A 20,933-nucleotide genomic window follows, 5' to 3' on the forward strand; every position below is an offset into this window, starting at 1 on the left:
GGACACAAACCACGCAAAAAACTATACTGAAATCATCTCGAATTAGAGATATTTCAGCAAGGAGGAAAACTATGGAATTAAAAGGCATTCATCACGTATCTGCGATCACAGCAAATGCAAAACAAAACTACGACTTTTACACAACTATATTAGGAATGCGTCTTGTGAAAAAAACCATAAACCAAGATGACACATCAGTATATCACTTATTTTATGCTGATGAGATTGGGAATCCTGGAACTGATTTAACATTTTTTGAAATACCACATGCAGGAACAACCTACCAAGGTTTTGGTAGTATTTCTGGTACTTCATTACGTGTACCAAACGATGATGCATTAGCATTTTGGCAAACCCACTTTACAGAATTTGATGTCGATCATGATGGAATCGTTGAACAAGGTGGTCGAAAAGTCATTCATTTTCGTGACCCTGAACAACAGCGTTTAACTCTTGTATCTGATGAAACCAATATCGGAGTCAAAGGTGGAAAACCGTGGATTCGGGGTAGTGTTCCTGCAGACAAAGGGATTATTGGACTTGGACCAACAAAATTAACGGTCGATAACCCTGCACCAACCATTGCAATTTTAACTGAAATATTAACGTTTAAACAGACTGGAAACTACCCATCAATAGTGGATGGGCAAGATGACATCCTTGTATTTTCTACAGGTGAAGGCGGTACCGGTGCGGAAGTGCATATAGAAACTCGAAAAGACCTACCGAAAGAACGACCTGGGCGTGGAAGTGTTCACCATGTTGCATTTCGTGTCGATAACGAGGAAGAATTAGCGAAATGGAAAGACCGTTTGATTGCAGCACGCATTCCAAACTCTGGACTCGTAGATCGCTTTTACTTTAAATCACTTTACTTTAGGGAACCAAATGGCATACTTTTTGAATTAGCAACAGATGGACCTGGATTTGCTACTGATGAAGACAGTGAACATTTAGGTGAATCATTAGCACTTCCACCACTTTTTGAAGACCGTCGGAAAGAAATTGAAGAAAAACTGAAGCCACTAGATACCAAAAGACCGCGTGATTAACACGCGGCCTTTTGTTTATCCATGATTTTCGTCCGAATGATCTTCGTATGTTGCATTTTTATCTTCTGGCAATTCATCAATCGAATGCTTAAAAGCATAGCCTTTGTTAATTGTAATTAATGTTAAGACTAATACGGCCAATATAATGACAATTCCTAAAACAATATAACCAGTCATACCTAGTACCCCTTTATATATTTTACATAGCAATTACTTTCTTTTATCCAACCTTTTTGCTCAAAGAAATCACTAACATCTAAATAATCTGGAGAAACTTCAGCCTGCATATACACTAAACCATTTTGACTCGCAACCTGCTCCAACTTTTTATATAGATGTTCATTTAACCCTTTTTTTCTGTAGGTATGATTGATGGTAAACCTTTCCACTTCAATCCCATTGCTATCTACATCTATATTGATAAATATAAAGGCAAGTACTTCTTCTGACTTTTCGACAACAAACCATCTAGATGTTGCTTCTGAGAGTGATTTCCTGTAAAAGTCTTCTTCTAGTATACTAGCATTTTCTAGTAATCGCATATTTTCTTTATACTCAATTAATTGATTAATTGCTGTGTAATCAGTGACTTGCGCTTGTCTAATTTTATACACAAAGATAACTCCTTACTGCTTTTCAAAAGGTTTGATTGAGCCAAAAATTGTCTCTGTATATGGCATATCAACACCAACTGCTTTTGCTAATCGAATTGCACCGCCATGCAGATGATCAACCTCAAGAGTCAATTTCTTTCTACGGTCTTGATGCATGGATGAAGTCGCTTCAGCTGGTAAGTTCAGCATTTTATTTTTAGCAGCCTCTACCTCTTCTTCTAAAATTTCTACGTTATATGCTTTTGCTAAAATTTTCATCTCCTGTAAAACCATTTCTGCAACCCGAAATGTATCTGCCTCTTCGCGAATTGGTCCAATTGATAGATTGGTTGCGGTAGTAACCCCGGAAAATGCAGTGATAAACATATATTTTTTCCATAACTCTTTTAAAATTGTTTTATTGTTATTTCCAGTAATAGTTGTTTCCTTCAAAAGGTCTTCTAGTTCTTGGCAAATCGTCGTTTGTGTAGGTTGTAATGGTCCAAAAATAAGGTCATCAAAATCACTTGAATGAATAACATGCCCATCTTCATTTAAAGTTGAAATAATAAACGAGAGTCCACCGAGAATAAAATCTTTACCAAGTTGATCTTGTAGCATGCTAATGTGTTCAATCCCATTTAGTACAGGTAACACATATGCACCATTATCCGTTAACGGTTTCAAACTATCAAGCGTCCCTTTGATATGATAGCCTTTTACACTGACAAAGACAAGATCCGCATGCTCAATATCTGTTGGACTTGTCACAATCTTCGGATCTGGTATTTCGTAATCCCCTTTTGGACTATAAATTTTGATCCCTTTATCGTGTAATTGCTTCGCACGCTTTTCGCGAACCAGAAATGTTACATTTGCCCCACCCTCATGAAAGCGGCTTCCGAAGTATGCTCCAAGTGCTCCAGCACCGATTATTACAATATCCATTAAAACCCCTCCATTGGTACGATTTGTTGTTATCGTACCTTTTTTCTACTCACTTTGTCTATTATCTACTTTGTTTATGCAGTTTTCTTATACATATGCTTCCAAAAACAAATATGGAGCATAACCAAGTATACGACATGATTCTTAAGAAATTAATGGAATGGAATAGCTTAGTTGTTTTATAGAACGTATTTGCTCATTTATTTCAAATTATCTAAATATATCGTGTTTGAGAAAGAATAAATATATCGATATTATTATAGAGTGTCTGCTTGGAAGAAATATCACCTACAAACTACATATTTTTTTCCATAAAATCAGGTCATTTATACCCAGGTTAATAGTCATGACACAAGATAAAAGGTAGAGCATTGATCAACGCTTCAAATTCACTCAATGCTTTTAAAATTTAGGGGAGGTCATTTAGAACATGAAGAAATTATTAGTCGTTTCCATGTTTTGTTTTTCATTACTTCTACTTGCAGCATGTGGTTCTGAAGAAGAATCTACTGGTTCAGGCGGAGAAGGTAGCGAAGATTTATTAGCACAGTTGAAAGAAAAAGGTACAGTGACCGTCGGATTTGCGAATGAACAGCCATACGCCTACCAAGAAGACGGTGAATTAAAAGGGGCTGCAGTTGATATTGCAGAAGCAGTTTTCATGGAACTTGGAATTGAGAAGGTAGAAGGAAAGTTAGCGGACTTCAGTCAGCTGATACCTGGCCTGAATGCAGGAAAATTTGACGTTATTACGGCTGGAATGGCAATTAACCCTGACCGTTGCGAGAATGCCGACTTTGGTGAACCGGAAATGGTATATGGTGAGGGATTGGTTGTTCAAGCTGGAAATCCATTAGACCTTCACAGTTATAAAGATATCGCGGATAATCCAGAAGCCACTGTATCCATTATGCAGGGAGCTACAGAGAATGAGTATGTCAAAACGGAAGGTGTAAGTGAAGAGCAAATTCAAAGTGCTCCAGATATTCCAGCAACATTCTCTGCTGTGTCGTCAGGTCGTGTGTCTGCGACAACTGGTACAGAAATGTCACTTAGAATGGCTTTGGAAACGTCTAACACAGATAACCTAGAGTTCGTTTCTGATTTCGAACAACCAGGTATTGAAGGTGTTCCAAGCTATGGTGCTGCTGCATTCCATAAAGATAGTGACACACTTCGTGAAGCATATAATGAAAAATTAGCTGAACTAAAAGAGGATGGAACAGTAAAAGAGCTTTTAGAAGCAAATGGCTTTAGTGCTGAAAACAATTCAGTACCGGAAGAAATTACAACAGAAGGTATCTGTAGTGGTGAACAATACTAAACCTTAGTCTTATTAAAAAGATAAACAAAGACTCCATAGGGTCTGACTCCCTCACCCAGGGGTCAGACCCTATGCTTTTTTAATAGATAAGAAGTATAAAATTATTGTCTAGTTCCAGCGCTAAAGCTGTAGTGGAATTCCTTCACCTCCGTGCGATAAGTCAACATCGGTTCGGTTCAGTCCAGTCCATACGTCGCTAAACAGACGCTTGCGCTTTCCTTAATAAAACCAACAAAGAAGGAGTGATTACCATTAATGCAATAATTGAAGTTTTCCCCGTTTTAATGAAGGGTGTAGAAATAACGGTTACGGTACTTCTGGCCTCTATAGTTTTGGGGTATTTAATGGCATTTATTGCAGGGTTTTGCCGCCTTTCATCTAACGTTATCCTCCGAAAATTCACAGGATTTTATGTTGAAGTTTTTCGCGGGACATCATTAATCGTACAATTATTCTGGCTTTATTATGCACTACCAATTTTATTCGGCATCGAAATAGGTAGCAACTTTTGGGCTGGAGTACTAGCAATCTCATTAAACTATGGAGCATATATGTCTGAAGTTGTTCGTGGCTCAATCCTATCTGTAGCAAAAGGACAAACAGAGGCCTCCACAGCACTAAACATGTCACGCTTTCAACGCATGAGACTCGTTATCTTCCCTCAAGCAGTTCGTATGATGCTTCCAGAATTCGGTAACTATCTCATCCTAATGTTAAAGTCTACATCACTGGTCTCCTTAATCGGCATGATGGACATTCTCTACTACGGTGATATTTTACGAAGCTCCAATCTATCCCAAGCACCAACTGTTTATCTATTAGTACTAGTATTCTATTTCATTCTAGCATTGCCGCTAATTTGGCTTACTAAAAAAATGGAAAGTGCTTCTAAGAAAGGGGTGGCGAACTAATGAATAATTGGAGCTGGGATATATTCTTCGAGTCCTTCCCTATAATTTTAGAAGGTCTTGGGATAACAATTGCCTTAACAATTGCATGTTATTTATTTGCATTACTATTTGGATTTGTCTGGACACTATTGAGGCAAATACCTATAAAACCAATAAGATGGATTTTATTGTGGGTTATGGAGTTCATTCGTTCCACACCACCACTTGTGCAGTTATTTTTCATTTACTACGCATGGCCAATGGTACCTGTAGTTGGAATGACATTAGACCCATTCACAAGTGCAGTTCTCGGATTAGGTATACACTACAGCACGTATATTGGTGAGGTATACCGGACCGGTATTGACGGTGTGGATAAAGGACAATGGGAAGCGTCCAAAGCATTAAATTTCTCAACCAGAAGAAAATGGACTAAAATTATTTTGCCACAAGCAATACCCCCAACCATTCCAATGCTCGGAAATTATTTAATCATTATGTTTAAAGAAGTTCCACTAGCATCAACAATTGGAGTTGTCGGTATTCTTGCATTGGCAAATAATTATGGTGCCCAGCACTGGAAATATCTAGAGCCACTAACAATTGTGGCGATCTTATTCCTTGTGTTAAGCTATCCATCTGCCATTTTGGTCAACAAGCTTGAACGTAAATTCAACCGACGATTTGATAAAAAGGAAACACACGGAAGTAAAGTCAGCTAAGGAAGAAAGGCGGAGGCGACTGCTCAGCAACGTACAAGTCGCTGGGAGCCGCATTTGGAAAACACAGATAGAAAAGGAGCTGTTAATTATGACTGAACCTATTGTTAGTTACCAGGATGTGCATAAATCTTTTGGTGATGTGGAAGTGCTTAAGGGAATTGACTTAGATATTAAACCATCTGAAAAAGTTGCCATTATCGGACCAAGTGGCTCTGGTAAAACAACTATTATCCGAATGCTGATGACACTTGAACAACCTACACAGGGGAGCATTATTGTTGATGGAAAAAACCTGTGGCATATGAAGAAGGGAGAACAACTTGTCCCAGCAAATGAAAAGCATTTAAGTCAGGTACGCGGGGATATCGGAATGGTCTTCCAACACTTTAACCTTTTCCCGCATATGACCATCTTGGAAAACTGTATGACAGCACCAATTCATGTGCAAAAAGAAAACAAAGAATCAGCTAAACAACATTCCATTGAAATGCTAAAAAAGGTTGGACTTGGCGACAAGCTAGACAATTTTCCAAACCAGCTTTCAGGTGGACAAAAGCAACGTGTAGCAATGGCCCGTGCATTGGTAATGCGGCCTAAAATTATGTTATTCGACGAGGTTACGTCAGCTTTAGATCCAGAGCTAGTCGGGGAAGTACTTGAAGTAATTCGTGATATTGCTAAAGAAGGAGAAATGGCAATGGTACTCGTTACCCACGAGATGGAATTTGCTCGTGACATTGCTGATCGAATCCTGTTTCTAGACGGTGGCGTGATTGCAAAAGAAGGTCCACCAATTGAGGTTCTTGAGGATTCTGATAATGAAAGACTGCAAAGCTTTTTACACCGGTTTAGGACATAAAATTAGAAAAGCTGACTCTAGGTGTGGACCTAGAGTCAGCTTTTTTATTTAAGGCTCTTTTCATAAGTTTTGTTGCTAGTTAATCCTTGCGAAAAAATGTGTTATAACATACCGCTTGGGAATACACTGCGGTAGCATGGCGGTTGACTTTCGCTTCAGGCAGTCGAAGCCACAGCTGAAGATCCCGCAGGACAAGGAAAGCTTCCCTGAAAAGACATCGCACCAGAAAAAAATGATTTTCTTTTCAAGGAAGCTGAAGCGTTGCCCGCGGAAAGCGACGGCCGAAGCGGAACCGGGCATTGCCGCACTATCGTAGTTTATTGATTTTGTGCCAAAAACAACAATCTTTTGGAAAACAGCCTTATTTAATAAAACTATCACCTCGCTCCGGTATCCATAGAAAGGTTAGAAAAAAACCGTGAACATGTAATATGTTCACAGCTTTTCAGCGTATCACCGTTATTTAATTTAGTTCTTCCCCAATTATTTTTACTTCGCGTTCTAAATCTACGTCAAATTTATCTTTTACCGTTTCTTGAACAAAATGAATGAGGTCAATGTATTCTTTTGCAGAAGATTTATCTATATTTACGATAAATCCTGCATGCTTCAAAGATACTTGTGCTCCTCCCATTTGCTTCCCTTGGAGACCGCTGTCTTGGATCAATTTTCCTGCAAAATAACCTGGTGGCCGTTTAAATACACTACCACATGAAGGATACTCTAGAGGTTGTTTCGATTCCCTTTTAAATGTCAGGTCATCCATGATTGCTTTAATTTCATCATAATTTCCTTTTTTCATAGAGAATGTTGCTTCTAGCACAATATAACCCTTATCAGGAATATTACTCGTACGGTATCCCAAGTCTAAATCTTCTGCTGAAAGCTCAAGCAAATCACCTGATCGGTTAACGACTAGTGTGCTCTCTAGTACATCCTTAATTTCACCACCGTAAGCACCGGCATTCATGAACAGCGCTCCCCCGACTGAACCCGGAATACCACATGCAAATTCAAGCCCAGCCAGGCTTTTGGACAATGCTGAGCGGGATGTATCAATAATTCTAGCGCCACTTTGCGCTACGATTGTTGTTTTACTAATTTGAATTGAGGTTAACCGTTTAAGATTTAGCACGATTCCTCGGATCCCACCATCTTTTACGATTAAATTAGATCCATTTCCGAGTAATGTGAACGGTAATTTCTCCTTGTTTGCAAGCTTAACGATACCCTGCACTTGTTCATATGTTTCAGGGGTTACAAAAAGGTCTGCCTTTCCACCTAATCTTGTGTATGTATGCTTGTTCAAGTGTTCATTCACCATCACATTTTTCTCAGATGTAATTTCAATTAATTTTTCGTACGTATGATGATAATTTTCCACCCAGATCATTCCTTTAAAATAGTTTCGTTTATTTTACTTCCATTAGTACACTTGGCTTATCGCCAAGTTTAATGGCGAAAGCCTTAGTTACACTTACTGGTATCCACTAAAACGTATACTCTTATCGGTACAAAAATGAATAAATCAACTGATCAACTTGCTTATTTTCATGTAACTCACTGTGTCCTAGTTCATGGTTCTCAATTATAACTGTTTCCAATTGATCCGCTGGTATAATCATTCGTAATGCTTTGACGCTTTTTGGCATCGCTATCGGATCACCAGTACTACCTATATTCAATACCTCTAGACCACCCGGAATTGTTCCTTTAGCCTGGCGAAGTAATTGTAACGCTGCTGAATTTGGCTTCAAGTCAGTCGCAGCTGCATCATGATTAATCTGGAAATAGGCTTGGCTGTAGACACCATCGAATGGGCTGCCAATGGTTATGAGTTTCTCTGTAATTGGATATCGGTTGTTATCTCGGTATTCTTCGACATATTTCAATGAAATTAAGCCACCCATGGAATGGCCAACGATATTTACGTTATCAATTTGATAATGATGCTTCATATGTTGTAAGACATTCGATAACCATTGAGCTCCATCCTTAAAACTTGCTCGATTGTTCTCAAATACCACTTGAATGAACACAGGCTCCGTCTTTCCTTTATTCAAGTTAAAAACCCTTATGCGTCCATCATTTGATACCTTATAAATAAGTGCTTTATTTCCCCATTCATACTGCTCTTCAAAGCGATACAGCATACCGCCAAATGAGTTAAATGTTCCTTTATACCCGTGAACAAAAACCGTCGCAGGTGAGTGATATCCCCGTGACTCAGCTTTTTCAGGCATATACGTAATCACCGTCATACTGACAATGATGATTAGTAATGTTGTGATTTGCAGGATGTATTTCTTTTTCAACGATCTTACTCCCCTACCTACTATGTTTTATATAATGTCTTTTGTTTTAAAATAACCTTGGTAAAAATTCCAGCGATAAGAAATAAAAGTAATTTGATAATGAATAGAGGAATTATGAAAAAAATAGTATACCCCATCGAAATCCACAATAAAGAGATACTTACTATTTTCGCTTTTAAAGGTATACCTTTCCCTGAACGATAGTTTTTAATATATGACCCAAACCATTTATTTGTGATTAACCATCTGTATAGTTTCTCTGAACTCCGCACATAACATGCAGCTGCAAGTAACAAAAAAGGAGTAGTCGGTAGAAGCGGTAAGATAATTCCAAGCAACCCTAACCCTAATGAAACAGATCCTGCAACAGTTAATAATATTTTTTTCATTTCTCACACCAGCTATAAACTAAATTTATTTATCCCCATTATTATAGCATTTCAACTAACTTTATGCTTTCATTTACCGATATTTTTTATAGCATGAAATGTTGGTGATTGGTTTTCAAAAGTTGCGATATAGCGGAATCCTATTTGTTCTAACAATTCAAGTGATTCCTTAAACTGAAACGAAATCGTTTGTTCAGAATGTGAATCTGACCCTAATGTTATTATTTCGCCACCCAGATCAACGTATAACTTTAAAATATCTTTACTTGGCATTCCATTAGCTAAGCCATACCGAACGCCAGATGTATTTAATTCTATCCCTTTCCCAGCACGAATAATTTCTTTGAATAATGCAGAAATTATCTCAGAAAAATCATAATTTGCTGGTTCTGTTTTGTATCGCTTCACTAAATCCATATGACCTAATATAGAATAATCACGATAGTTTTTCACGCAATAAAGCAGTTCCTGATAATACGTTTCATAAGCCTCTATCGTCGACTTCCCTTTAAAAAAGTTACCAGAATGAAGATCTTTTTTATCTGCCGTGTGCATGGAGCAGATGACAAAATCAAATGATTCTTGTTTCATTAATTGTTCATAGCGGTCTAATAAATATGGCTGAACTCCAATTTCAACGCCTTTTTTTATCGTAATAATACCTTGATACTGTTCTTGTAGTTGCTTTATTTTTTTAGCATAGCTTGGTAGATCTAAATTAAAATCAATCGTTGGGTCTGGATAGTCATAATCAATGTGTTCCGTGAAACAGATTTCGTGTAAACCTAACTCAATTGCACGCTCAATACTTTTTTCCATTGGTGTATTACAATCTGCAGAATAATTACTATGAACATGATAATCGAACATAAAAGCACTCCTTGTGTTGACTTTTTCTCTATTACCTACTACAATAACAAATAACTTTAATTAGATAAAGCGATAAAGTAATAAAGCGAACGGAAGGTGATACAGGATGTATCAAAATATTTTTGATAACGCTAATGATACAAGTGTAGTTGACTTTTCAAAAAAATCATATCTTTTAAAAACGATTAAAAGACGGTTCCTTACTTATGGATATCGACAAGTACAAACATCCACATTAGAACAATATGATTTATATCAATCAATCACTGGAACAGTACATCCTGACAAGATGATTAAGGTAATTGATCCATCTGGAAAAATATTAGTATTAAGACCTGATGTGACGATTCCTATAACACGGATGCTTGCGTCATTGAATCACGTACAATCACCAGAGCAACCACTATTTTATATATCCGAAGTTTTTCGTCATTCCAATGATCAGGCGAAGAATGAACAAACACAAGCCGGTATTGAAAACTTTGGCCCAAGTACTGTAGAACTGGATGCTGAAGTAATTGCCTTAGCTATTCATACGTTACGTGACTTAGGATTTAATTCATTTAAATTAGAAATTGGTCAGGCAAGCTTCTTTCGTGAATTATTAGAGCTACTTAATCTATCAAACACGGATAAAAGTGAACTGCAATCACTGATACAAGCTAAGAACATTTCGGAAATAAATCGCTTATTAAAACAACTCACTATTCCAGATGATCTTAGTACATTGATTCGGCAGATTCCATTCTTGTATGGCGATTTCACGGAAGTCATTAATCGCGCAGGGGAAATTGCGTTAAACGAACAGATGAAAAATAAACTAGAAAAGCTTAAAAAATTGTATGAAATTCTTCAGTTTTATGAAGTAGAAAACGATGTTTCATTGGACCTTGGATTGATTAATCATATGGAATATTACTCTGATATTATTTTCCAAGGGTTTGTTGAAAATGTTGGTAAGCCTGTTTTGATGGGTGGAAGATATGATCAATTAGCTAATCAACTAAACGCTACAATACCAGCAATCGGCTTTGCATTTGACGTTGACTTTTTAGTTGAAGCGATGGATCAGCATAGTCTCTTCCCTGAAGTGAAAACTGACATTGACATTGTTTTGTTATATGAGAAAACCAGGCAACGTGACGCAATAAAATCAGCTTCTATGCTCCGTTACCAAGGGTATCGAGTATACACAGAGCTACTTACTGCAAAGGAATGCAATCCACCTGCTTCTACTAGTTTAGTCAGATATGATAGTGATCAACAACTACTTGAGCTTGTAAATCGTTCTACCTCGTTTACAGACCAAAATGATTTATTACGGCTACTCAAGCAGCGAGAGGAGGATGATTAATTGAATTCGCTAACATTAGCCTTGGCAAAAGGGCGCACTGCTAAACAAGCTATTGAGCTACTAGCAAAAGCAGACATTTATTTTCCATCATTTACTCCAAAAAGCAGAAAGTTAATATTTTATGATGATTCGTTAGAAATAAAAATGGTTTATGTGAAAGCTGTAGATGTGCCAACATATGTAGAAACAGGTGCAGCTGATCTTGGAATAGTTGGGAAAGATAATATTCAAGAATCAGGGTCTAATATTTATGACATGATGGATTTGAAATTTGGTTCGTGCCAATTTGTGATTGCTGGGGTAAATAAAAAGGCATTTACCGACACACAAAAGTTGACCGTTGCAACGAAGTATCCACAAATTGCAACAGAGCACTTTCGTAAACACGGTAGACAGATTGAAACAATTAAACTGAATGGTTCCGTTGAACTAGCGCCATTAATCGGAATGGCCGATGTAATTGTGGACATTATGGAAACTGGTACAACACTAAAAGAAAATGGGTTGGAGGTTTTTGAGACATTGGATCATATTAGTACACGATTGATTGTTAATAAAGCAAGTTTTGCTACAAAATCTACACGTGTGCATAACCTGCTGAGTCAAATTCAGAATGTATTGGGGTGATAATTTATGAAAATCATATCGAAATCAGCATTTTTATCCGAACAAAACAGCCTTGCTGGCGCACAACATGATCAATCCTTACTTGCCAGAGTCACAGAAATCATCTCAATTGTGAAGGAACAGGGTGATGATGCCTTGTTCAGCTTTACGAAGCAATTTGACGGTCCTAAGCTTTCTAACTTACGAGTTACTGAACAAGAAATAACGGAAGCACGTAATAGTGTCGGAGAGTCATTTATCAACGCGTTAAAAGAAGCACAGAACAATATAACTACATTCCACACGGCACAAAAACAAACATCTTGGTTCATGGGAGAACAAAACGGTGTATTTTTAGGCCAAAAAGTCACACCGCTTGAACGGGTTGGCATCTATGTTCCGGGTGGAAAAGCTGCTTATCCGTCCACTGTTCTCATGAACGTGATTCCTGCCAAACTTGCAGGTGTCACGTCTATTAGTATCGTCACACCACCACAAGCAGATGGAACGGTTAATCCATATGTGCTCACAGCAGCTTATGAAACTGGTGTAGATCACATCTACAAGGTCGGAGGTGCCCAGGCCATTGCTGCCCTCGCATATGGAACGGAAACAATTGATAAGGTAAACAAGATTGTTGGACCTGGAAATTCGTATGTAGCGCAGGCCAAGAAAATGGTATATGGCGATGTATCGATTGATATGATTGCCGGTCCAAGTGAAATATGTGTTGTTGCTGACAAAACCGCTAACCCCCGATTTGTTGCAGCTGATCTACTATCTCAAGCAGAGCATGATGAGGAAGCAAGTGCTATTTGCATTACTACCTCTGAAGAACTGGCAAAAGCCATTCAAGATGAAGTAAAAGAACAAACGACTACGCTTGAACGAAAAGAAATAATTAAAATCTCACTAGAACGTAATGGACGTCTGATTGTTTGCCCATCACTGGAAGAGGCGTTCGAGCTTGTAAATACGATTGCACCTGAACATTTGCAACTCATGGTCAAAAATCCATACGATCACTTACATGTGATTAGAAATGCCGGTGCGATTTTTCTCGGGAATTATTCTCCAGAAGCTTTAGGTGATTATTTTGCTGGTCCCAACCATACATTACCAACGAACGGAACTGCTGCATTTGCATCACCGCTTGGAGTCTATGATTTCGTCAAAAAATCAAGTGTTATCCACTATACACAAGACGCACTTTCATCAGCTGCAGGCTCCATCGTTAGATTAGCCGAAGCTGAAGGATTAACAGCACACGCAAACGCGATCCGCGTGAGAAAAACAGACTGACCTGAAGGAAAGCGCCGAAATCGCACGATGCCACATTAAATTCGCGTTCGCGCGTTAACGCATCAATAGGTCAGAAGCGCGCAGCATGTCATCGAAATCGCGCAATCGCACGATTTAACAGCGCTATTGTGCGATTTTTCCAGTGCTGCTCACGGTAAATAAGAAAGGATGAATCGGATGCGAACAAGTACAATTGAGCGAAAAACAAATGAAACGTCAATAAAAGCTGAATTTGCAATTGATGGTGATGGGACTTCAACTGTTCATACAGGTGTTGGGTTTTTAGACCATATGCTGACACTTATGACCAAGCATGGATTGTTCGATCTAAGCCTTACTTGTGACGGTGACTTGGAAGTTGATCAGCACCATTCCGTTGAAGATATTGGGATTGTATTAGGGCAAGCTATTGATCAAGCATTAGGTTCAAAAGTGGGGATAAATCGATACGCTACGGTTACAACACCGATGGATGAAGCACGGAGCACTGTTTCCATCGACATAAGTGGTCGTTCCTATCTCGTTTTTCGAGTTGATGGATTGAAGGATAAGGTTGGTCACTTTGATACGGAGCTTGTCGAGGAGTTTTTCCTGGCATTTGTCCGTCACGCAAACCTTACACTTCATATTGAGCTGGATTATGGCAAAAATAGCCACCATATAATTGAAGCAATTTTCAAAGGATTTGGGCGAGCACTTGATGAAGCAACAAGTAAGAATTCACGAATCAAAGGTGTTCCCTCGACTAAGGGGAGCCTATAGAGAAAAGCGCAAGTGCCCGTTTAGCGACGTATGGAATGCGCCCGTGGAACACGGATGGTTCGATGTCACTCATGCTTTGTGGCGGTTTTAATCGAACATACTTACGCACGAGATTAGATGAAGTGAAAAGGAAACACGCCCCTTCATAGGGGTGTGCCGACGCCTGAGCGCAAGCCCGCTTTTAGTCGGCCTTCCTTCTAACAAGCGATGTTGACTTATCGCACGGAGATGAAGGAAGTCCGCTACAGCTTTAGCCTGGAGCTAGACAATAATTTTATACTTTCTTATCTTTATAAAAAGGAGACATCCACATGATTGGAATCATAGATTATGGCGCTGGAAATATCAAGAGCTTACAATTTGCTTTTGATAAATTGAACTTAAAAACGTGTGTTACATCAGATAAAGAAATTATTAACGCTTGTGATGCGATTGTTTTACCAGGTGTTGGCGCATTTAATGATGCGATGAAAGCTTTGGACGCACACGATTTAATTGACGTGCTTAAACAAGAAGCTGTATCTGGAAAACCGCTTCTCGGCATATGTTTAGGCATGCAATTGTTCTATGAACAAAGCTTCGAGGATGGCACATGGAATGGTTTGGGCTTACTAACCGGAAATATCGAGCGAATAGCACCTACAGTGAAAGTCCCACATATGGGTTGGAATACACTCACACATCACCAGGAAAGTCCGATTATTAGAAGTGTTGATGACGAAACATATGTTTACTTTGTGCATTCGTACTACGTTACAAAAATGAAAAAGGGTTCGCTAGTAAGCAGTTGTGTGTATGGTGACCAAGTACCAGCGATTGTGCAACAAGCAAATATAATTGGCATGCAGTTTCATCCAGAAAAAAGCGGCGAAACAGGTTTACAATTATTGAAGAATTTCGGGGAGATGATTTCGTGATACTTTTACCAGCAATTGATATTCTAAATGGCAAATGTGTACGCCTTACACAAGGTGACTACAATCAGGAACGTATTTACAGTGATTCCCCAGTAGAAATAGCGAGGCAATGGGAAAGTGAAGGAGCCGCATACATCCATGTCGTTGATTTAGATGGCGCAAAGACGGGTGAAATGACCAATTTGACGACCATCGAAGCTATTGTTCAAGCTGTTCAAGTCCCAGTTCAGGTTGGTGGTGGAATACGTTCAATTAAAAGTATTGAAGCTTACCAGTCAATCGGTGTCAGCCGGGTAATTATTGGCACAGCTGCTATCGAGGATAAAGCTTTCTTGCGAGCGGCAACATCTGCATTTGGCTCAATGATTGCCGTCTCCATCGATGCACGCAAAGGTATGGTCGCGACAAATGGGTGGACCTATACCAGTGATGTAACTGCAGTTGATTTGGTGCGAGAATTGGATGAACTTGGTGTGGAAACTATTATTTATACTGACATTTTAAAAGACGGCATGTTGGCGGGACCTAATTTTGAAGAACTGACAGTTATTAATGACACAACCAAACAAAATATTATTGCTTCGGGGGGAATTTCCAGCCTTCAGGATATTAATCAGCTGCGGAACATGAATTTGTACGGAGGCATTCTTGGAAAAGCATTGTACGATGGCACACTTTCCTTAAGCTCCATCTTAAAGGATGATTATGATGCTCGCTAAACGAATTATTCCATGCTTAGATGTGAATCAGGGACGTGTGGTAAAAGGGAAAAAGTTTCAAGACATTCAAGACGTGGAAGACCCTGTCAAGTTGGCGAAACGGTATAGTGATGAAGGTGCAGATGAACTTGTCTTTTATGACATTACAGCTTCCAGTGATAACCGGAATATTTTTCTGGATATCGTGGAAAAGGTTGCTGCTGAAATCACGATTCCATTTACTGTTGGAGGTGGAATTCGCACTGTTGATGATGTTCACCGTGTACTTCGTGCTGGCGCCGACAAAGTTTCCATCAACAGTGCAGCTGTTAAAAATCCTTCCCTCTTAACAGAAGCAGCATTAAAGTTCGGAAGCCAATGTGTTGTACTCTCAATTGACGCCAAAACAACCAATGAAAATGAAAGCACCGTATTTCTAAACGGCGGTCGTGTAAATACCACTATGGATGCAATCGAATGGGCAATTCGTGGCGCGGAGCTTGGCGTGGGAGAAATCGTTATCAATGCCATGGACGCCGATGGTGTTAAGGATGGCTATCATGTTTCATTGACAAAACAAATTGCTGAAAATGTTAACATTCCCATCGTTGCAAGTGGCGGTGCAGGAACATTGAAGCATTTTGCTGCTATTTTAAATGAAGGTAAAGCAGATGCAGCTCTCGCAGCATCCGTATTTCATTATAACGAAATTCGGATACCAGAATTAAAAGATTATCTAGTTCAAAACGATATTGCGATAAGGAGTGTGAAAGCATGCAAGTAGAAATAGATCAGCTTACATTTGACGAGAACGGTCTCATCCCTGCAATTATACAAGATTCCACCACTGGTGATGTACTGATGCTTGGGTATATGAATCAACAATCGTTAACAAAAACATTGGAAACAAATGAAACGTGGTTCTTCAGTAGATCTAGGCAAACCTTGTGGAACAAGGGAGCAACGTCTGGCAACAAACAAGCTGTGCGAAACATTTCATTTGATTGTGATGCAGATAGTTTGTTAGTTCAGGTCGACCCAAAAGGGCCTGCATGTCATACTGGCGAGCAATCATGCTTTTACCGGGCGCTTTATGCAAATGAACCTCTCGAACGAAATGTCGTGCAGGAATTAACAAAAAGGATCAAGGAACGTCGAGATAATCCAGTTGATGGTTCCTATACAACTTATTTATTTAATGAGGGTATCGACAAAGTTTTGAAAAAGGTTGGCGAGGAAGCTAGTGAAGTTATCATTGGTGCAAAAAATAATGATAAACAAGAGGTCGTGTGGGAGATTTCCGACTTAACCTATCACATGCTCGTATTAATGGAAATACTCGGGGTATCAATTAACGATATTAAACAAGAATTGTATGAACGTCATGTTCAAAAAGAAGGCGGTCAGCGTGAATAAATTTTGGAGCACTGCTGTGATGCGAACAGATCCTTATATCCCTGGGGAACAAATGGAAACAAAAGGTCTATTAAAATTAAATACGAATGAAAATCCATATCCACCTTCGCCTAAGGTAATGGAAGCAATCCAGGCGGAACTAAACCGAAAACTGCATCGTTACCCTTCACCCACCGTTGACACATTGCGGGAAAAGATTGCTGGATTTTATCAACTTGACGCTAATCAAGTTTTTGTTGGAAACGGTTCAGACGAAGTTCTTGCCTTTAGTTTTATGGCCTTTTTTGAACCTGGGAAGACTATTCGATTTCCAAACATCACCTATAGCTTCTACCCAGTATATGCAAAGCTGTTTGATATACCTTATGAAGAAGTTCAGCTTAATCGGGATTTTTCAGTAGCTGTAGATAAGTTTTTCCAATCGGATGGTGGAGTAATCTTTCCAAATCCAAATGCGCCAACAAGTCTTTATTTAGATCTAGCACACATAATCGATATTATAGAAAACAATCCGAATAGTGTTGTCATTATAGACGAGGCCTATATTGATTTTGCAAAAGAATCAGCAGTAAAGTTAGTAAATAAATACGAAAACTTACTTGTTGTTCAAACAATGTCAAAATCGCGGTCTCTTGCAGGATTACGTGTTGGGTATGCGATGGGAGACCCGATGTTAATTGAAGCGTTAAGTCGTGTCAAAAATTCAGTTAATTCTTACACAATTGACCGACTAGCCATTGCTGGAGCAGAAGCTGCAATGGTAGATGTGGATTATTTTAATGAAATAACCCAAAAGGTGATAAGTACGCGAGAATGGGTTGCACAGGGTTTAAAAAAAATAGGTTTTACGTTGTTACCGTCTGATACAAACTTTTTATTTGTTAGGCATTATAAGGTAGAAGCATCTGATATTTATACCCTTTTGAAGGAGCAAAACATATTAACAAGACACTTTAAAAAGCCTCTGATTGATAACTATTTACGAATCACAATTGGTACAGATGATGATATGACCTTACTAATCAATAAACTTAATTCCATTATTTCAACAAAAAAGTGATGAGCCCTGAACGATGCTAAATGGAATATAAGCAGTTTAGTGGTTTCACTGAATCATCACGCATCTTCTGGGTGTTTTTATCAGCAACTCAGCATTTCAAGTGAACAGGAAAAAAGCTCCCATCGTATCATTTAGTCGATGGGAGCTTTTTTGAGTTAAATCATGTGTTTGATTTCTGCATTCTCTTTTAATTGTTCCACTTTTGCCTGTAGTTGCTCTTGCTGTTTTTGTTGTTTTAATTGACCTTTAATTTGATCCTTCACGTCTTCTAGCTTAGGAACTTCTTTACCTTTACTCTGTTTTTTTAGCTTGCCATAATACGTTTGTACTTCTTCATCTGTAACTTCTTTCCCTTTAATTTCTTGTTTCATATATTTTTGCAGTGTTAATTCAAATCCTAACTGTTCCTTGTAGGTCTTTTCTGTTAAGTTATATTGTTCCAACACAGCTGAGAATTGATCAGCATTTTGAGATTTGATGGTTTCAAACTCTTTTTGAATTTCTTCATCTGAGACTTTGATACCTTGGTTTGTAGCCTCTTGCTTGAGAAGCTCTTGTTCAACAATAACGTTTAGTGTTTGCTCTTTTACGGTTTTTACGTCACTTACATCTTGTCCATATTGGCTCATCAGCGTTTTTGTTTGCGCATATGAAGTATTGTATTGTTTACCTTTGATTTCTTCGCCATTTATTTGAGTGACAACTTTATCCTTGTCTACTTTTTCTTCATCTGTAATTTTAACATCTTTAGTTTCTGGTTGCGTTGTTGTTTCTTCTGACTTTTTATCTTTGCTTTTATCACTAGCAGATTCAGAATCGCCACCACATGCAGCCAATATTATGGTTAAACTCAATGCAATTACTAACATGATCAACTTTTTCATAAGACGAATCCCTCATTTCTTAACTTTGTCCTTACATTCAAACACATTTCATATAGACATTCAAGTGTTTTATTTGCAAAAAAACAGTATAAACCCCCTGTATGATAATCTTTCGGAGGCATTTTTACACTTTGAAGTCATTTCCCATGATACATTCCTTACTTTTGCCACATAATTAGTTGTTATACACATCTGCTCTCTACTATTAAAGTTTACATGGTCATTATGTTAGCTCTTTTCCTCACCGGAATCAACTTCACAGCCATCTCCAGTACAATAAGTTGTCTCTGATTTTTCGCGACTTAACGTTTGGAAAATTGGTTGTTCGTTTTCTTCTTCCCAAACTTTTTCAATTACTTCAGAAAATACATCTGGTGGCTGTGCGCCAGAAACAGCGTATTTCTCATTAAAGACAAAAAACGGTACACCTTGTAAACCAACCTGTTGTGCTTCTTCTTCATCGCCTCTAACTGCTTTCGCATAATCAGTAGACTCAAGCACATCCAAAACAGCATCCTTATCTAATCCTACTTCAACGGCTAATTTTGTTAAAGTTTCATAATCAGCAATGTGTAATGAATCCGTAAAATACGCCCGTAATAGTCGCTCAGTCATTTCCTTGCCCATACCCTGATTCTCAGCGTACTTTGCTAACCGATGTGCATCAAACGTGTTTGTATGCTGCATGGTATCAAATCGATAGGTCAAGCCAAGTTCAGCTGCTTGATTGGCCAAATTCTCATTTGATTGTCTTGCTTTTTCCACGCTCATTCCATATTTCGCTGCTAGTAACTCATGAATCGTTTTATCAGGTTTTTTTTCTGCATTAGGGTCCAGCTCATAACTTTTATATGTGATTGTTACCTTATCTTTATTTGAAAATTGTTCTAAAGCTAATTCCAATCTGCGCTTTCCGATGTAGCAGAATGGACAAACAAAATCCGAATAGACGTCAATTCTCATACTAACTAACACCTCATTTCTGTTAGCTATTGTAGCATAGGATAAGGGTTTATCGGTAATATTGTGCTTGAAACTTAATGCAGATCCTTATCAATATACTTCCCGTAATCCGGAATCGCAACTTGATCAAAGTTCTCAACTAACTCGTTTAATCCACTTTCCAATTTTTCCCCTTCCATTGCTGAACCATGTCCTGGTACCATCACACTCGGATTCAGAGATGCAATTTTTTTAACTGATTCCTTCGCTTCTTGCCAATCAGTTGTTAAATAACGAGGGGGGCCATTTAACTCAGGAGTTTGCATTAACACGTTATAAAATGAATCCTGTTTAACTGTAATGCATGCATCCCCAGAAATTAATGCTCGATCCTTCTCCCTAAAAAAAGACACATGACCTGGTGCGTGGCCGGGTGTATGAATCCATTTCCAATCTTCTAGTCCAGGCGCGGGTATACTACCATCAGCAGGCAAGGGTTTTACAGAGGCACCAAGGTTAATTGGTTCGTTAGGAAAGAGTTTGGACGCCTTTGCAACCAAACCACCTTCAACAGTTGGATCTGGTTCAGGATATGATTTTTCACCGGTTAAATACGGAATTTCACTTTCATGCGCGTAGACCGGAACCTCCCACTCTTCCACTAAGTCAACCAGTCCACCTACATGATCAAAATGCCCATGTGTCAGAATAATTGCAGCTGGCTTACTTTCACGTCCAAAGCGATCTAGAACAACTGATTTAATCTCAGGTGCAGCTGTTGGCATTCCAGCATCTATAAGAACCCAATCACCCACCCCTGGCGTACCGATAAAGCAAATATTTACAATTTGATCCGTATAGTAATAAACATCATTTCGCACCTGGATACCCGTTCCACTTGTGATTGATGTCATTGGCATAAAACGTAGCATACTATTTTCTATATTGTCGTCATTTGGTTGTTTATCCATATTACTAACCCTCCAATTTTCCATAGTATTTGTGGAAAACGAGAAATTAACCGAAAAAA

25 protein-coding genes are annotated in these 20,933 nt (G+C 38.6%); 15 read left to right on the top strand and 10 right to left on the bottom strand.

Annotated elements, in window-relative coordinates:
• Positions 1-71: 71 nt before the first annotated feature.
• Complete coding sequence (locus AC3G7N_RS16700; RefSeq protein WP_489423302.1) at positions 72-1,052, top strand: ring-cleaving dioxygenase; 981 nt, start codon at positions 72-74, stop codon at positions 1,050-1,052.
• Positions 1,053-1,067: 15 nt separating this feature from the next.
• Here AC3G7N_RS16700 and ytzI read toward each other — a convergent pair whose 3' ends face one another.
• The 3 genes from ytzI to AC3G7N_RS16715 are packed head-to-tail and all read right to left on the bottom strand — an operon-like array spanning position 1,068 to position 2,593.
• Positions 1,068-1,229 carry a YtzI protein gene (ytzI, locus tag AC3G7N_RS16705; protein ID WP_489423303.1) on the bottom strand — a complete coding sequence of 54 codons (162 nt, stop codon included), beginning with the start codon at positions 1,227-1,229 and terminating at the stop codon, positions 1,068-1,070.
• 2 nt (positions 1,230-1,231) lie between these two features.
• Positions 1,232-1,666 (bottom strand): GNAT family N-acetyltransferase, encoded by a 435-nt coding sequence (locus AC3G7N_RS16710; RefSeq protein ID WP_489423304.1) that lies wholly within the window; start codon positions 1,664-1,666, stop codon positions 1,232-1,234.
• Between the two features lie 12 nt (positions 1,667-1,678).
• The gene (locus AC3G7N_RS16715; protein WP_489423305.1) at positions 1,679-2,593 is read right to left on the bottom strand and encodes a ketopantoate reductase family protein; all 915 of its coding nucleotides are present in this window, start codon (positions 2,591-2,593) and stop codon (positions 1,679-1,681) included.
• A gap of 430 nt (positions 2,594-3,023) precedes the next feature.
• Here AC3G7N_RS16715 and ehuB point away from each other — a divergent pair, with 430 nt between their 5' ends.
• The 5 genes from ehuB to AC3G7N_RS16740 all read left to right on the top strand — a co-directional run bounded on the left by ehuB (position 3,024) and on the right by AC3G7N_RS16740 (position 6,704).
• Positions 3,024-3,917 carry an ectoine/hydroxyectoine ABC transporter substrate-binding protein EhuB gene (gene ehuB, locus AC3G7N_RS16720; RefSeq protein WP_489423306.1) on the top strand — a complete coding sequence of 298 codons (894 nt, stop codon included), beginning with the start codon at positions 3,024-3,026 and terminating at the stop codon, positions 3,915-3,917.
• 284 nt (positions 3,918-4,201) lie between these two features.
• Positions 4,202-4,828, top strand: coding sequence for an amino acid ABC transporter permease (locus AC3G7N_RS16725; RefSeq protein ID WP_489423307.1), 627 nt, complete (start codon positions 4,202-4,204; stop codon positions 4,826-4,828).
• Positions 4,828-5,529 carry an ectoine/hydroxyectoine ABC transporter permease subunit EhuD gene (gene ehuD / locus AC3G7N_RS16730; RefSeq protein ID WP_489423308.1) on the top strand — a complete coding sequence of 234 codons (702 nt, stop codon included), beginning with the start codon at positions 4,828-4,830 and terminating at the stop codon, positions 5,527-5,529. The genes AC3G7N_RS16725 and ehuD overlap by 1 nt, the downstream gene beginning before the upstream one ends.
• An 88-nt stretch (positions 5,530-5,617) precedes the next feature.
• Positions 5,618-6,388 carry an ectoine/hydroxyectoine ABC transporter ATP-binding protein EhuA gene (ehuA, locus tag AC3G7N_RS16735; protein WP_489423309.1) on the top strand — a complete coding sequence of 257 codons (771 nt, stop codon included), beginning with the start codon at positions 5,618-5,620 and terminating at the stop codon, positions 6,386-6,388.
• 136 nt (positions 6,389-6,524) lie between these two features.
• A complete protein-coding gene (locus AC3G7N_RS16740; protein WP_489423310.1) occupies positions 6,525-6,704 on the top strand; it encodes a hypothetical protein in 180 nt (59 codons plus the stop codon).
• 147 nt (positions 6,705-6,851) lie between these two features.
• Here AC3G7N_RS16740 and murB read toward each other — a convergent pair whose 3' ends face one another.
• The 4 genes from murB to AC3G7N_RS16760 form a co-directional block, all read right to left on the bottom strand.
• Positions 6,852-7,772: a UDP-N-acetylmuramate dehydrogenase gene (gene murB / locus AC3G7N_RS16745; RefSeq protein ID WP_489423311.1), complete on the bottom strand. Its 921-nt coding sequence runs from the start codon at positions 7,770-7,772 to the stop codon at positions 6,852-6,854.
• Between the two features lie 121 nt (positions 7,773-7,893).
• Complete coding sequence (locus tag AC3G7N_RS16750) at positions 7,894-8,703, bottom strand: alpha/beta fold hydrolase (RefSeq protein ID WP_489423312.1); 810 nt, start codon at positions 8,701-8,703, stop codon at positions 7,894-7,896.
• 20 nt (positions 8,704-8,723) lie between these two features.
• Positions 8,724-9,092: a YbaN family protein gene (locus tag AC3G7N_RS16755; protein ID WP_489423313.1), complete on the bottom strand. Its 369-nt coding sequence runs from the start codon at positions 9,090-9,092 to the stop codon at positions 8,724-8,726.
• Positions 9,093-9,161: 69 nt separating this feature from the next.
• On the bottom strand, positions 9,162-9,962 hold the full coding sequence (locus tag AC3G7N_RS16760; RefSeq protein ID WP_489423314.1) for a histidinol-phosphatase HisJ family protein: 801 nt from the start codon (positions 9,960-9,962) through the stop codon (positions 9,162-9,164).
• A gap of 106 nt (positions 9,963-10,068) precedes the next feature.
• On the opposite strand from AC3G7N_RS16760, the gene hisZ reads away from it, so the two are divergent.
• The 9 genes from hisZ (at position 10,069) to hisC (ending at position 18,077) form a co-directional block, all read left to right on the top strand.
• Positions 10,069-11,316 (top strand): ATP phosphoribosyltransferase regulatory subunit, encoded by a 1,248-nt coding sequence (gene hisZ, locus AC3G7N_RS16765; RefSeq protein WP_489423315.1) that lies wholly within the window; start codon positions 10,069-10,071, stop codon positions 11,314-11,316.
• Complete coding sequence (gene hisG / locus AC3G7N_RS16770; protein WP_489423316.1) at positions 11,317-11,943, top strand: ATP phosphoribosyltransferase; 627 nt, start codon at positions 11,317-11,319, stop codon at positions 11,941-11,943.
• Positions 11,944-11,949: 6 nt separating this feature from the next.
• The gene (hisD, locus tag AC3G7N_RS16775) at positions 11,950-13,224 is read left to right on the top strand and encodes a histidinol dehydrogenase (protein WP_489423317.1); all 1,275 of its coding nucleotides are present in this window, start codon (positions 11,950-11,952) and stop codon (positions 13,222-13,224) included.
• A gap of 177 nt (positions 13,225-13,401) precedes the next feature.
• Complete coding sequence (gene hisB, locus AC3G7N_RS16780; protein WP_489423318.1) at positions 13,402-13,986, top strand: imidazoleglycerol-phosphate dehydratase HisB; 585 nt, start codon at positions 13,402-13,404, stop codon at positions 13,984-13,986.
• A gap of 311 nt (positions 13,987-14,297) precedes the next feature.
• Entirely contained in the window at positions 14,298-14,903 is a 606-nt protein-coding gene (gene hisH / locus AC3G7N_RS16785) for an imidazole glycerol phosphate synthase subunit HisH (protein WP_489423319.1), read from the top strand.
• Positions 14,900-15,622: a 1-(5-phosphoribosyl)-5-[(5-phosphoribosylamino)methylideneamino]imidazole-4-carboxamide isomerase gene (gene hisA, locus AC3G7N_RS16790; protein ID WP_489423320.1), complete on the top strand. Its 723-nt coding sequence runs from the start codon at positions 14,900-14,902 to the stop codon at positions 15,620-15,622. The genes hisH and hisA overlap by 4 nt, the downstream gene beginning before the upstream one ends.
• Complete coding sequence (hisF, locus tag AC3G7N_RS16795; protein WP_489423321.1) at positions 15,612-16,385, top strand: imidazole glycerol phosphate synthase subunit HisF; 774 nt, start codon at positions 15,612-15,614, stop codon at positions 16,383-16,385. Before hisA ends, hisF begins: the two co-directional genes overlap by 11 nt.
• A complete protein-coding gene (gene hisIE / locus AC3G7N_RS16800) occupies positions 16,376-17,017 on the top strand; it encodes a bifunctional phosphoribosyl-AMP cyclohydrolase/phosphoribosyl-ATP diphosphatase HisIE (RefSeq protein WP_489423322.1) in 642 nt (213 codons plus the stop codon). Before hisF ends, hisIE begins: the two co-directional genes overlap by 10 nt.
• Positions 17,010-18,077, top strand: a complete 1,068-nt coding sequence (gene hisC, locus AC3G7N_RS16805) for a histidinol-phosphate transaminase (RefSeq protein WP_489423323.1) — start codon at positions 17,010-17,012, stop codon at positions 18,075-18,077. Before hisIE ends, hisC begins: the two co-directional genes overlap by 8 nt.
• Positions 18,078-18,232: 155 nt before the next feature.
• On the opposite strand, the gene AC3G7N_RS16810 is transcribed toward hisC, so the two are convergent.
• The 3 genes from AC3G7N_RS16810 to AC3G7N_RS16820 form a co-directional block, all read right to left on the bottom strand.
• On the bottom strand, positions 18,233-18,961 hold the full coding sequence (locus tag AC3G7N_RS16810) for a SurA N-terminal domain-containing protein (RefSeq protein ID WP_489423324.1): 729 nt from the start codon (positions 18,959-18,961) through the stop codon (positions 18,233-18,235).
• A 228-nt stretch (positions 18,962-19,189) separates the two neighbouring features.
• Positions 19,190-19,924 (bottom strand): DsbA family oxidoreductase, encoded by a 735-nt coding sequence (locus AC3G7N_RS16815; protein WP_489423325.1) that lies wholly within the window; start codon positions 19,922-19,924, stop codon positions 19,190-19,192.
• 74 nt (positions 19,925-19,998) lie between these two features.
• Positions 19,999-20,874 (bottom strand): MBL fold metallo-hydrolase, encoded by an 876-nt coding sequence (locus AC3G7N_RS16820; RefSeq protein ID WP_489423326.1) that lies wholly within the window; start codon positions 20,872-20,874, stop codon positions 19,999-20,001.
• Positions 20,875-20,933 lie beyond the last annotated feature (59 nt).

The organism is Virgibacillus carmonensis (assembly GCF_057836705.1).